Source organism: Sphingomonas sp. (assembly GCF_042096255.1).
Lineage (GTDB): Bacteria > Pseudomonadota > Alphaproteobacteria > Sphingomonadales > Sphingomonadaceae > Sphingomonas.
Genome location: NZ_JBELLZ010000005.1, coordinates 34,925 through 46,592 on the forward strand (window position 1 = coordinate 34,925; position 11,668 = coordinate 46,592).

Here is an 11,668-nt window from a genome sequence, read left to right on the forward strand (position 1 = left end):
CGGCGCCTTTTGGCGAACCGCCCGTGGAAATCCAAGCGCGATATGTCTAGGCGCGGCTTCGATGAGCTACACTTACGAGCAGGCCGGCGTCTCGATCGCCGCAGGCAACGCGCTGGTCCGCGCCATCGCCCCCCTCGCCCGCGCGACGCGGCGGCCCGGCGCCGATGCCGAGCTGGGCGGCTTCGGCGGGGTGTTCGACCTCAAGGCGGCCGGCTTCACCGATCCGCTGCTGGTCGCCGCCAACGACGGCGTCGGCACCAAGCTGAAGCTGGCGATCGAATGGGATCGCCACGACGGCGTCGGCATCGATCTGGTCGCCATGTGCGCCAACGACCTGGTCGTGCAGGGCGCCGAGCCTTTGTTCTTCCTGGACTATTATGCTTCGGGCAAGCTCGACGCCGCCGTCGCCGAGCGCGTCGTCGCCTCGATCGCCGAGGGCTGCCGCCAGGCGGGTTGCGCGCTGATTGGCGGCGAGACCGCGGAGATGCCCGGCATGTACGCCGATGGCGATTACGACCTTGCCGGCTTCTGCGTCGGCGCGGTTGAGCGCGACCAGCTCCTCACCGGTGCCGGCATCGGCGCGGGCGACGTGATCCTCGGCCTCGCCTCCAATGGCATCCATTCGAACGGCTTCAGCCTGGTCCGCCGCCTCGCCGCGGATCATGGCTGGAAGCTCGACCGCCCTGCCCTGTTCGATCCCGACCGGCTGCTGATCGACCATCTGATGGCGCCCACCCGCATCTATGTCGCCAGCCTGCTGCCCCTGCTGCGCGCCGGCCGAATCAAGGGGCTCGCCCACATCACCGGCGGCGGGCTGCTGGAGAACATCCCGCGCGTGCTGCCGGACGAGGCGCATGCGGTGGTGGATGCCGACGCCTGGCCGCAGCCGCGACTGATGGCCTTCCTCCAGGCGCAGGGCGGGATCGAGCCCGGCGAGATGGCGCGCACCTTCAACTGCGGCATCGGCATGGCGCTGGTCGTCGCTGCCGATATGGCGGACGCAATCGCTGCGGACCTCGCGGCGGCGGGCGAGACGGTGTTCCGCATCGGCATCGTCGAAGCCGGCCAGCGCGGCTGCACCGTGCGCGGCCTGTCCGAAACCTGGAGCGCACGCGAACCGTGGTCGGCGACTCACAACCAATAACGTGTCCCCGCGAAGGCGGGGACAGAGCCTGGGCTCCCGTTTTCGCGGGAGCACAACGGGGTGCATCGTGAAGAATGTAGCAGTCCTGATCTCCGGCCGTGGTTCGAACATGATGGCGCTCGTTGAGGCTGCAAAAGGTCCGGACACGCCTTTCAAGATCAGCTTGGTCGCCTCCGATCGGCCGGACGCCGCCGGCCTCGCCTGGGCGCGCGAGCGAGGCCTCGCCACCTTCGCGCTCTCGCCCAAGGGGATCGGCAAGCCCGCCTATGAAGCCGAGCTCGACGCCGCGCTCCGCGATGCCGGCACCGATCGGATCGCCCTCGCGGGCTACATGCGGCTGCTGTCGGACGATTTCGTCGCGCGCTGGCGCGGGCGGATCGTCAACATCCACCCCTCGCTGCTCCCCAACTACAAGGGCCTCGACACCCACGCCCGCGCCATCGCCGCCAGCGATGCGGAGGCGGGCGCCTCGGTCCACATCGTCACCGAGGAGCTCGACGCCGGCGAGGTGCTCGGCCAGGCGCGCGTGCCGATCCTGCCGGGCGACACGCCCGAGACGCTCGCCGCGCGCGTCCTCGCCGAGGAGCATCGGCTCTACCCCCGCGTTCTGTCCGAATGGTGCGCCCGATGACCCCCGATGCAGCCCTCGCCCGGGTCCGCGAGACCGCGCTGGCACTGCCCGGCACTGCCGAGCGGCTGAGCCACGGGTCGCCCGGCTTCCATATCGAGGGCGGCAAGTTCTTCGCCTATTTCTGGCACGACCACCACGGCGACGGCGAGACCAGCGTGATGGTCAAGACCAGCGGCAGCGACGAGCAGGCGATGCTGATCGAGGGCGATCCCGAGACCTACTATCGACCGCCTTATCTCGGCCCGTCCGGCTGGGTGGCGATCCGTGTCGCGGGCGATCCCGACTGGGATCTCGTCGGCGACCGGATCGCGAGGAGCTGGGAACTGGTCGCCCCGCGGCGCCTGCTGGAGGCAGGCGGGCGATGAGCGAATCGGCAGATCAGGCGCGCACCCGCCGCCGCTGGATCACCTTGGCCGAGTTCGTCGCGGTCGCCGGCCTGCTGATCGGCGCGCTGACGCTCTATCTCAACTGGTCGGACCGGCAGGAGGAACGTGCCGACAGGGCGCAGGCGACCGCCGCCGAGGGCAAGGCCAAGGCGCGCGTGACGCTCGTCGGAACGGTGAAGCCGGGCGGGGAAAGCATCTCGCTTGCCGATCCGGCACACGTCTTCAGCGCGGCGACCATCCGTTTCCCCGCTGCTCTGGGGATCCGCCCCGTCGATCTGATGCCGGGTCCGACGATCCAGGCCGGGTCGTTCTCCAACAGACTGCTGGAGTTGACTGACAAGGGCACCGACGAGCGTCAGGGCCGTCTTCCGGTGTTGATCACCGTAACTTGGTGGGACGGCGACGCCCGGCACAGCGACACCGCGCGCTACGATATCCTGTGGGCCACCGAGGGGCGCCTGCTGCGCGGCCGGGTGCTGCGCCTCACCGGCTTCGCACTGGCCGACCGCAGCGCCTCGCCCGCCGCGCTGGAGCGCGCCTGGGCGAGGCAGAAGCCTTAGCGCAGGCGTATCCAGCCGCCGTTCGTGCTGAGCGAAGTCGAAGCATATGGCTAAGCAGGGGGCTTAGCCTTCGACTTCGCTCAGGCCGAACGGAGCTTAGGATCAGCCGACGATCTCTTCGTCCTTGAAGAAGAACGCGATCTCGGTGGCGGCATTCTCTTCCGAATCCGAACCGTGCACCGAGTTCGCCTCGATCGACTCGGCCAGTTCCTTGCGGATCGTGCCGGCATCGGCGTTCTCGGGGTTGGTCGCGCCCATCACGTCGCGGTTCCGCTTCACCGCATCCTCGCCTTCCAGCACCTGCACCACCACCGGGCCGGAGGTCATGAAGGTGACCAGGTCGTTGAAGAACGGCCGCTCCTTGTGGACGCCGTAGAAGCCCTCGGCCTGCTCGCGGGTCATGCGGATGCGCTTGGAGGCGATCACGCGCAGGCCGGCGTCCTCAAGCATCTTGGTGACCGCACCGGTCAGGTTGCGGCGGGTCGCATCGGGCTTGATGATCGAAAAGGTACGGGTCGCGGCCATGGCGGTCACGGGCTCCTGGATAAAGATTGCGGGAAAACTGCGCGGCGCCCTTAGGCGGATGGGGCCGGCTTGGCAACTATGCGGCCTGCTCCCAACGCCCCGCCTCATTCTGCTTCCAGTAACGCCGGCTCACGCCCTCGCGCTCCGCCAACCCCTTCCAGGCGGCCCGCGCGGCGCGGATCACCTCCTCGTCGAAGAAGTGGAAGACCCGGTCGAAATCAAGCGCATCGTCGCGCCACACGCCGTCCGCCAAAGCGATGTGCTTCGCGCCATTGGCGGCGTTCACCTCGCCGGCGAGCAGGATCGGCTGATGCGCGTCCGCGTCGCTGCCGATCTGCGCATGGGGCACGAAGCTTTCGGGGGCGAAGGTCCACAACAGCCGGTCAAGCGCCGCGCGCCGCCGCTCGTCCGCGTCGACCACGAGCAGCCGGTTGCCGCCGGCGAGCACCTTCTCGGCGATCTGCGGCAGCACGCGTTCCAGAGGCATGACGGTCAGGTGATAGAAGTCGACCTGCATCTCACGCTCGCGTCGAGATCTGGAGCACCACCGCTGCGCCGAGGATCAGCGCGACGCAGGCCAGTTGGACCGCGCCGAGCCGTTCGCCGAACACGGTCCACCCCAGCAGCGCCGCCGCGACGATGCCGACGCCCGACCAAATCGCATAGACCACGCCCACCGGCAGCGCGCGCATGGCCGGCGCAAGCATCCAGAAGCAGGCGGAGTAGCAGAGAATGGACAGGCTGCCCCATTGCCACTTCTCGAACCCGTGCGACAGCTTGAGCAGGAAGGTGCCCGTCACCTCCAGCCCGATCGCCACCGCCAGGAACGCCCAGGGACTCACTTCTCCAGGGCGTCCGCCACGAAGCGGTCGAGCAGGCGCACGCCATAGCCGGTCGCGCCCTTGGCCCAGGTCGGCCCGTCCTTGTCGCTCCACACCATCCCCGCGATGTCGAGGTGCGCCCATTTCACGCCCTCGTCCACGAAGCGCTTCAGGAACTGCGCCGCGGTGATCGAACCGGCGCCGCGCGGGCCGACATTCTTGATGTCGGCGATCTGGCTGTCGATCAGACGGTCATAGGCGTCCGCGAGCGGGAAGCGCCAAAGCTTGTCGCCGACGGTTTCGCCCGCGGCGCTCAGCTGCCCCGCCAGCCCATCGTCGTTGGAAAACAGCCCGCCATATTCGTTGCCCAGGCTGACGATCATCGCCCCGGTCAGCGTGGCGAGATCGACCACCGTCTTCACCTTGTGCGTGCGCTGCACCCAGGTGATGCAGTCGCACAGCACCAGCCGGCCTTCCGCATCGGTGTTGATCACTTCGATGGTCTGCCCATCCATGGAGGTGACCACGTCGCCGGGGCGCTGGGCGTTGCCATCGGGCATGTTCTCGACGAGGCCCATCACGCCGATCACGTTGGCCTTGGCCTTGCGCTGAGCGAGCGCCTTCATCGCGCCCGCGACAGCGCCCGCGCCGCCCATGTCCCACTTCATGTCCTCCATGCCGGCGGCGGGCTTGATCGAGATGCCGCCGGTGTCGAAGGTCACACCCTTGCCGACCAGCGCCACCGCAGGCTCGCCCTCGCCTGCGCCGTTCCACTTGAGTGCCAGAATGCGGGCCTCGCGCCGCGACCCCTGGCTGACGCCGAGCAGAGCGCCCATGCCCAGCTCGCCCATCGCCGTTTCGTCCAGCACAGTGGCTTCAAGGCCGAGGCCCTCCACTTCGGCCAGCACGCGCTTCACAAAGGTCTCGGGATAGAGCAGGTTGGCAGGCAACGTGACGAGCGTGCGGGTGAGCGCGAGGCCGGCGGACACCGCCTCCTCGGCCTGCCACGCTGCGTCCGTGCCCTCCGGCGCGCCGACCACGGTCACCGTCTCCAGCGTCGGCTTCTGCTTGTCGGGAAGCTTGGTGCGGTAGGTGTCAAAGCGCCACGCGCGCTGGAGCGCGGCGGCGGCGAGCCGGGCAGCGGCATCGCCGTCAACGGAGGTGCCGGTCAGGTCCACGCTGACCTCCGTCACGCCCGAGGTCAGCAGCCGCGCGGTGAGCGCGCCGCCCGCCTTTTCACAGGCGGCGACATCGCCCTCGCCGATTCCGAGCAGCAGCACGCGGGTGCCGTCCGCCTGGTACAGCTCGGCGACGCTGCCCGCCTCGCCCTCGAAGCGCTGCCCTGCGCTTGCCGCACGGGCCAGCGCGGCGGCGTCCTCGTCCAGCCCGGCCGGCGCGCCGCCCTTCGCCACGGGATAGGCGACCACGCGGGCGTCGGCGGGGCGATCGGAGGCGAAAACGATGTTCATGGGATTGTCCTGCTGTTTTCCCGACCTCTAGGCCCCTTGTCTTCGATCGGCAAAGCCGCCGATTGCTCCACAGCGACGGGGGTGCGATAGGCGCGGTCATGCCCGTTGCAGCGATGCGGCGGCGAAAAGGGGTTTGCGACGAGCGTGATGCGTTCCTTCCTGCTGGCCAGCTGTGCCGTGCCGCTCGCCTGCATCGCGGGCGGGGCCGCCGCGCAGACGCTCCAGGACCGCGAGGTCGCCCCGCCCACCGTGGCCGAAGCGCCGGCCCCCGCGTCCGACGATCAGGTGCGCTTCACCGCCGACCAGCTCGAATATGATCTGGAGGGCGATGTCGTGGTCGCCTCGGGCGAAGTTCGGATGAGCCGGCAGGGCGAACGGCTGCGCGCGGACAAGGTCACCTGGGATCGCAACACGGGCAAGGTCGTCGCGACCGGCAACATCGCCGTCACCAATCCCGACGGCGATATCGCTTATGGCGACCAGATCGAGCTGACCGATTCGCTCAAGGACGGGCTGGTCGAAAACATGCTGGTCGTCCTCAACCAGGGTGGCCGGATCGCGGCGGTTCGGGGCACACGTGCGGAGAATGGGACCGTGTCGCTGCTGCAAGCTGCGTACACGCCGTGTGCGGTAGTCGATACGGAGGGCTGCCCGAAGGAGCCGAGCTGGAAGATCACGGCGGTCCGCGTGACGTATCGGCCCGACCGCAAGCGGGTCTACTATGACGGCGCAAGATTCAACCTGTTCGGCCTCCCTTCGCTGCCGCTACCGCGCCTTTCGCACCCGGTGGGCGGGGGCAGCGACAGCGGGTTGCTGAGCCCGTCGTTCCGGATCGGCCGGGTCAACGGCCTGGAAGCGGCGGTGCCCTATTACTGGGCGATCGGCGAGAATCGCGGGCTAACTGTGACGCCGCACGTCTTCACCAGCGTGCTGCCGATGCTGGAGGCGAACTACCGTCAACTCGACACCACCGGCGCGTTCAGCATTACCGGCTATGCGACGGCAAGCCGACGCAGCGATGACGTCAACTCGGGGGTCACCGACACCACGCAGGCGTTTCGTGGCTATATCGACGGTATTGGCCGTTTCCAGCTTTCGCCGGAGTGGAGTCTCTCCACCTCGCTCCGGTTGGTCACCGATCGCACTTTCCTTCGCCGCTACGACATCTCCAGCGACGACCGCATCCGCAGCACCGTGGCGCTGGAGCGGGTGGATGCGGACAGCTATTTCTCGCTGGCCGGCTGGGCGGTGCAGACGCTGCGCCAGAACGACCGGCAAGGCCTGCAACCCGTGGCGCTGCCCGAGTTCGACTATCGCCGCATTTTCCGGAACATCGCGTTCGGCGGCAACCTGCAAGTCCAGGCGAACACGCTGGCAATCTCGCGCCATGCCGGGCAGGACACGCAGCGCGCATTCGCGGCGGCGAAATACGACGTCTCCGCGCTGACCCGCTGGGGACAGGAGGTCACCCTCACAGCCTATGCGCGCGCGGACGCGTACAACACCAACGACCCACTTGCGACCGACACCCCCAGCTATCGCGGGCTCGATGGCTTCCGCTCGCGTGCGATCGGCGCCCTCGCCGTAGACGTGCGCTGGCCGCTGATCGGCGAAGCGTTCGGCGGCGTGCAGCGGCTGACGCCGCGCTTCCAGATCGTCGCCTCCCCGCGGATCGAGAATCTCGACATCCCCAATGAGGATGCGCGCGCGGTCGACCTGGAGGATTCGAACCTGTTCGCACTCAATCGGTTCGCAGGGTACGACCGGTTCGAAGATTCGAGCCGGGCGACCTATGGCGCCGAATGGAACCTGGACCTGCCGGGCCTCGCCATCTCCACCATCGTCGGCCAGAGCTACCGCCTCAACGAGCGGCCCTCCATCCTGCCGGACGGCACCGGGCTGAGCGACCGCTTCTCCGACATCGTCGGACGCACACAGGTGCGCTATCGCGACTTCGTCGCGTTCACCTATCGCTACCGCTTCGACAAGGACAGCATGGCGGTGCGGCGGTCGGAGGTGGATGCGACCGTCGGTTCGCATACCACCTACGCTCTGGCCGGCTATCTTCGCCTCAATCGCAACATCAAAGGACTGGAGGATCTCCGCGACCGTGAGGAGATCCGTCTCGCCGGGCGCGTCCAGCTTGCGCGCTTCTGGTCCGTGTTCGGGTCGACGATCATCGACCTGACCGACAACAGCGAGGATATCTTCTCGATCGCGGACGGCTTCGATCCGCTGCGGCACCGCGTCGGCGTCGAATATGAGGACGATTGCCTCCGTCTCGGCCTCGCCTGGAAGCGTGAATACACATCCCTAGGCGACGCCCGCCGCGGCGACAGCTTCCTGTTGACGCTGGCGCTAACCAACCTGGGTCGCTAAGCCGCGGTTCAGCGAGGTTCGGCGACACGTGCGGCAGTGCGCATCGGTCGCACGTTGGGAACGGCGGAGCAGAGTGGTTCAATCGATGATGAAGACGGCATGGCGTCGCTGGACCGGCGCGGCCGTGGCGGTGACGATGGCGGCGGGTGCGATCGCGCAGGACACGGTGCGCGATGGCGAGGTTCCCCAGACGAACCTGAACATCCCGGAAAACCTACAGGTCTTCGGCAAGGTCGATCCGAACGTCCGCAAGGCGACCGCGATCGTCAACGATTCGGTGATCACCGCAACCGACGTCGACCAGCGCGTTGCGCTGGTCGCCGCCGCCAATAACGTGCAGATCGCGGGCGAGGAGCGTGATCGGCTGCGCCTTCAGGTCCTCCGGCAGCTGATCGACGAGACGCTGCAGATCCAGCAGGCGAAGACCGCCGACGTCACGATCACCGACGCGGAGATCAATCAGAGCCTGGCCCGCGTGTCGGCCAACTTCAAGCAGACGCCGGCGCAGTTCAATGCCTTCTTGCGCGAACGTGGCTCGTCCGAGCGTTCGCTCCGCCGTCAGATTGAGGGTGAGCTCGCCTGGTCGCGCTATCTGCGCCGCCGCATCGAGCCCAACGTCAACGTCGGCATGGAAGAAGTGAAGGCGATCATCGATCGCCTGGAGGCGGCAAAGGGCACGGACGAATATCATCTGAGCGAGATCTTCCTGGCCGCAACTCCTGATCGCGCGCAGCAGGTCTTCGCCAACGCCCGCCAGCTGATCGAGCAAATCCAGCGCGGTCAGGCGCCGTTCTCCTATTACGCTCGCAACTTCTCCGAAGCGTCGACGAAGGCGGTCGGGGGCGATCTCGACTGGATTCGGCTAGCGCAGTTGCCCGAGGCACTCGGCCAAGCGGCACAGGAGATGCAGGTGGGCCAGGTTGCGGGGCCGATCGAGGTTCCGGGCGGGTTCTCCATCCTGTACCTTCAGGACAAGCGGCAGGTGCTCACCGCCGATCCGCGCGATGCGCGGCTTAGCCTGAAGCAAATCACCGTGAACTTCCCCAAGGGTTACACGCAGGCACAGGCAAGCGCGCGAACGGGCGAGTTCGCCAAGACCCTTCAGAGCCTCCAGGGATGCGGCTCGGTCGAGAAGGTCGCGGCCGGCATCGGAGCGGAGGTGGTCGCCAACGACACCATCCGCATCCGCGACCTGCCGCCGCAGCTCCAGACCATCCTTCTAAATCTCCAGGTCGGTGAAGCGACGCCGCCCTTCGGTTCCCCCGGTGAGGGCGTGCGCGCGCTGGTGCTTTGCGGCCGCGACGACGCCCGGAGCGGCAGTCTGCCCGGTGCCGAGCAAATTCAGAGCCAAATCGAGCAGCAGCGCGTCAACTTGCGTGCCCAGCAAGCTCTGCGCGACCTTCGCCGCGATGCGGTGATCGAGTATCGCTAGACCCATGGCGCCCATCGCGGTCTCGCTTGGCGATCCGGCAGGGATCGGGCCCGAGATCGTCGCCAAGGCCTGGGCCGCCCGCGACGGACATGTGCTGCCGCCGTTCGTTGCGGTTGGTGATGCGCGTGCAATCGAGAGGGTGTCGGCGGGACCGCTCAGGCGAGTCGACTCGATGGACGAGGCCGCCCTTGTCTTCGCCGACGCGCTACCCGTGCTACACATCGATCAGGGCGGAGACATCACGCCGGGCGTGCCTGACGTCGATGGCGCTCGTTCTGCCCTTCATGCCCTGGAGGTGGCGGTCGGGCTGGCCCGGTCCGCCGCGGCCGCAGCGCTGGTGACCGGGCCCGTGTCCAAGGCCCAGCTCTACGGCGTGGGGTTCACGCACCCGGGCCAGACCGAGTTCGTCGCCGAGCGTTGTGGGATCGCCCGCGACAACGCGGTGATGATGTTGGCGGGACCGACGTTACGCGTCGTGCCGCTGACAACGCACGTTCCGCTGGCGCAGGTGCCCGGCCTGCTGACCATCGAGCTGATTGTGGCCAAGGCGCTAGCCACCGCGCGCGGCCTGCGTCGCGATTTCGGGATCGCTTCTCCCCGTCTCGCTTTCGCGGGGCTAAACCCCCATGCCGGTGAGGGCGGCGCCCTCGGACGCGAGGAGATCGACGTGATCGCGCCTGCGATCGCTCAACTCAAGGAACAGGGCGTCGATGCGACGGGTCCGTTCGCGGCGGACACGATGTTCCATCCGCGTGCCCGTGCGGGCTATGACGCGGCACTCTGCCCATATCACGACCAGGCATTGGTGCCGCTCAAGACGCTGCACTTCGACGAAGGGGTGAACATGACCTTGGGGCTCCCGGTCGTGCGCACCTCGCCCGATCACGGCACCGCCTTTGCGCTCGCCGGCCGCGATGCGGCCCATCCTGGCGCGATGATCGCCGCCATCGCCATGGCCGGGGAGGCCGCGCGCCGGCGAGCCGCCGCAGCGTGATCGCACCGCTGGAGCCGCTGCCGCCTCTGCGCGAAGTGATCGCGCGCCACGGGCTCGCCGCGTCCAAGGCGCTGGGTCAGAACTTCCTGCTCGATGCGCAGCTGCTCGCGCGCATCGCCGCGATCCCGGGCGACCTGACCGACGTGCCGGTGCTGGAGATCGGCCCGGGCCCGGGAGGCCTGACCCGCGCGCTGCTCGCCGCGGGCGCGCGGGTGACGGCGGTGGAGCGCGACCGGCGCTGCATCCCGGCGCTCGCGGAACTGGAAGGAGCCTATCCGGGGCGCCTTACCGTAATTGAGGGCGACGCGCTCGCGATCGATCTCGCCGCCTTGACGGAGCGCCCGCACATTGTCTCCAACCTGCCCTATAACGTTGGAACCGCTCTGCTGGTCGGCTGGCTGACGACGTCCTGGCCGCCGTGGTGGCAAAGCCTGACTTTGATGTTTCAACGCGAAGTGGCCGATCGGATCGTCGCACCTGCGGGCTCGGATGCTTATGGCCGGCTTTCGGTACTTGCGCAGTGGCGCGCCTCGGCGCGCATCGCGATGCCGGTCCACCGCTCCGCCTTTACCCCGCCGCCGAAGGTGATGTCGGCGGTGGTGGCGATCACGCCGCAGCCGCAACCGGAAGCCATTGATCCGCCGGTGCTGGAGGCGCTGACCGCCGCAGCTTTCGGTCAGCGCCGCAAGATGCTGCGCCAGGGCCTCAAGGGCGTCCCAGGCGCGATCGAGGCGCTGGCGGCGGTGAGGATCGATCCCACGCGCAGGCCGGAGACGGTGAGCGTGGCGGAATGGATTGCGCTGGCGCGCTATTCGTCGGCGGTGGGGCGCTTGGGCGGCACCGCCTGAGCGGTGGTGATCGGCGGGCCCTTGGCGATCACCGCAGAAAGCTGCGTGGCCGGGGCACAGGCAGTGCGGCACAGCTGTCGTATCTTGGCGAGATTGGCGCGCGCCTGGGTCACCGCGCCCTTCTGCACCAGAGCCGCGCCCTGACCCTGGAGCGCCTGCACGTCCCCCGGATCGAGCACTAGCGCCTCGCGGTACAGCCGGATCGCCTTGCCCGGCAAGCCGCGGGCCTGTGCCATCTCCGCCATCAGCACGAACGCCTGCCGGTTGCGCGGATCCACCGCCACCGCGGTTTCCAGCAGGTCCGTGGCACCTTCGAGGTTGCCCGTGGCACGCGCGGCCTTCGCCTGAGCCAACAGTTCCAGCGACTGCCCGTCGATCGATGCGACGGGCTTTTGCCCGCTCAGCGATGCCGAGACCGAGAGCAGCGCCAGTGAGACGGCGACGGCAACGGTCGAATAACGCATGATCGGCTCCAGCTT

General features: G+C 68.2%; 13 protein-coding genes. 8 read left to right on the forward strand and 5 right to left on the reverse strand.

From position 1 onward, the window contains the following. Positions 1 to 61 precede the first annotated feature (61 nt). The 4 genes from purM to ACFDTH_RS01895 all read left to right on the forward strand — a co-directional run bounded on the left by purM (position 62) and on the right by ACFDTH_RS01895 (position 2,721). Positions 62 to 1,144, forward strand: coding sequence for a phosphoribosylformylglycinamidine cyclo-ligase (purM, locus tag ACFDTH_RS01880; protein WP_375285806.1), 1,083 nt, complete (start codon positions 62 to 64; stop codon positions 1,142 to 1,144). Positions 1,145 to 1,253: 109 nt separating this feature from the next. After that, a complete protein-coding gene (gene purN / locus ACFDTH_RS01885; protein ID WP_375285807.1) occupies positions 1,254 to 1,775 on the forward strand; it encodes a phosphoribosylglycinamide formyltransferase in 522 nt (173 codons plus the stop codon). Next, entirely contained in the window at positions 1,772 to 2,140 is a 369-nt protein-coding gene (locus ACFDTH_RS01890; RefSeq protein WP_375285808.1) for an MmcQ/YjbR family DNA-binding protein, read from the forward strand. The genes purN and ACFDTH_RS01890 overlap by 4 nt, the downstream gene beginning before the upstream one ends. Next, positions 2,137 to 2,721: a hypothetical protein gene (locus tag ACFDTH_RS01895; RefSeq protein WP_375285809.1), complete on the forward strand. Its 585-nt coding sequence runs from the start codon at positions 2,137 to 2,139 to the stop codon at positions 2,719 to 2,721. The genes ACFDTH_RS01890 and ACFDTH_RS01895 overlap by 4 nt, the downstream gene beginning before the upstream one ends. Before the next feature lie 102 nt (positions 2,722 to 2,823). Here ACFDTH_RS01895 and ndk read toward each other — a convergent pair whose 3' ends face one another. The 4 genes from ndk to ACFDTH_RS01915 all read right to left on the reverse strand — a co-directional run bounded on the left by ndk (position 2,824) and on the right by ACFDTH_RS01915 (position 5,536). Next, complete coding sequence (ndk, locus tag ACFDTH_RS01900; RefSeq protein WP_375285810.1) at positions 2,824 to 3,246, reverse strand: nucleoside-diphosphate kinase; 423 nt, start codon at positions 3,244 to 3,246, stop codon at positions 2,824 to 2,826. Between the two features lie 76 nt (positions 3,247 to 3,322). Next, positions 3,323 to 3,763: a DNA polymerase III subunit chi gene (locus ACFDTH_RS01905; protein ID WP_375285811.1), complete on the reverse strand. Its 441-nt coding sequence runs from the start codon at positions 3,761 to 3,763 to the stop codon at positions 3,323 to 3,325. Position 3,764: 1 nt separating this feature from the next. After that, complete coding sequence (locus ACFDTH_RS01910; protein ID WP_375285812.1) at positions 3,765 to 4,088, reverse strand: DMT family transporter; 324 nt, start codon at positions 4,086 to 4,088, stop codon at positions 3,765 to 3,767. Further along, positions 4,085 to 5,536 carry a leucyl aminopeptidase gene (locus ACFDTH_RS01915; protein WP_375285813.1) on the reverse strand — a complete coding sequence of 484 codons (1,452 nt, stop codon included), beginning with the start codon at positions 5,534 to 5,536 and terminating at the stop codon, positions 4,085 to 4,087. The genes ACFDTH_RS01910 and ACFDTH_RS01915 overlap by 4 nt, the downstream gene beginning before the upstream one ends. A 147-nt stretch (positions 5,537 to 5,683) precedes the next feature. Between ACFDTH_RS01915 and ACFDTH_RS01920 the strand changes: the two genes are divergently transcribed. From ACFDTH_RS01920 to rsmA, 4 genes are all read left to right on the forward strand, one after another. Next, complete coding sequence (locus ACFDTH_RS01920) at positions 5,684 to 7,915, forward strand: LPS-assembly protein LptD (RefSeq protein ID WP_375285814.1); 2,232 nt, start codon at positions 5,684 to 5,686, stop codon at positions 7,913 to 7,915. An 85-nt stretch (positions 7,916 to 8,000) separates the two neighbouring features. Then, positions 8,001 to 9,347: a peptidylprolyl isomerase gene (locus ACFDTH_RS01925; protein ID WP_375285815.1), complete on the forward strand. Its 1,347-nt coding sequence runs from the start codon at positions 8,001 to 8,003 to the stop codon at positions 9,345 to 9,347. Between the two features lie 4 nt (positions 9,348 to 9,351). Next, positions 9,352 to 10,341: a 4-hydroxythreonine-4-phosphate dehydrogenase PdxA gene (gene pdxA / locus ACFDTH_RS01930; protein WP_375285816.1), complete on the forward strand. Its 990-nt coding sequence runs from the start codon at positions 9,352 to 9,354 to the stop codon at positions 10,339 to 10,341. Next, a complete protein-coding gene (rsmA, locus tag ACFDTH_RS01935; RefSeq protein ID WP_375285817.1) occupies positions 10,338 to 11,189 on the forward strand; it encodes a 16S rRNA (adenine(1518)-N(6)/adenine(1519)-N(6))-dimethyltransferase RsmA in 852 nt (283 codons plus the stop codon). The genes pdxA and rsmA overlap by 4 nt, the downstream gene beginning before the upstream one ends. On the opposite strand, the gene ACFDTH_RS01940 is transcribed toward rsmA, so the two are convergent. After that, positions 11,150 to 11,653 (reverse strand): tetratricopeptide repeat protein, encoded by a 504-nt coding sequence (locus ACFDTH_RS01940; protein WP_375285818.1) that lies wholly within the window; start codon positions 11,651 to 11,653, stop codon positions 11,150 to 11,152. The genes rsmA and ACFDTH_RS01940 overlap by 40 nt on opposite strands. Between the last annotated feature and the right edge of the window lie 15 nt (positions 11,654 to 11,668).

What these genes read in the sequence shown, in the direction of transcription:
- purM (WP_375285806.1), top strand. Translation starts at nt 62, where the DNA reads ATGAGCTACACTTACGAGCAGGCCGGCGTCTCGATCGCCGCAGGCAAC.
- purN (WP_375285807.1), top strand. Translation starts at nt 1,254, where the DNA reads ATGATGGCGCTCGTTGAGGCTGCAAAAGGTCCGGACACGCCTTTCAAG.
- ACFDTH_RS01890 (WP_375285808.1), top strand. Translation starts at nt 1,772, where the DNA reads ATGACCCCCGATGCAGCCCTCGCCCGGGTCCGCGAGACCGCGCTGGCA.
- ACFDTH_RS01895 (WP_375285809.1), top strand. Translation starts at nt 2,137, where the DNA reads ATGAGCGAATCGGCAGATCAGGCGCGCACCCGCCGCCGCTGGATCACC.
- ndk (WP_375285810.1), bottom strand. Translation starts at nt 3,246, where the DNA reads ATGGCCGCGACCCGTACCTTTTCGATCATCAAGCCCGATGCGACCCGC.
- ACFDTH_RS01905 (WP_375285811.1), bottom strand. Translation starts at nt 3,763, where the DNA reads ATGCAGGTCGACTTCTATCACCTGACCGTCATGCCTCTGGAACGCGTG.
- ACFDTH_RS01915 (WP_375285813.1), bottom strand. Translation starts at nt 5,536, where the DNA reads ATGAACATCGTTTTCGCCTCCGATCGCCCCGCCGACGCCCGCGTGGTC.
- ACFDTH_RS01920 (WP_375285814.1), top strand. Translation starts at nt 5,684, where the DNA reads ATGCGTTCCTTCCTGCTGGCCAGCTGTGCCGTGCCGCTCGCCTGCATC.
- ACFDTH_RS01925 (WP_375285815.1), top strand. Translation starts at nt 8,001, where the DNA reads ATGATGAAGACGGCATGGCGTCGCTGGACCGGCGCGGCCGTGGCGGTG.
- pdxA (WP_375285816.1), top strand. Translation starts at nt 9,352, where the DNA reads ATGGCGCCCATCGCGGTCTCGCTTGGCGATCCGGCAGGGATCGGGCCC.
- ACFDTH_RS01940 (WP_375285818.1), bottom strand. Translation starts at nt 11,653, where the DNA reads ATGCGTTATTCGACCGTTGCCGTCGCCGTCTCACTGGCGCTGCTCTCG.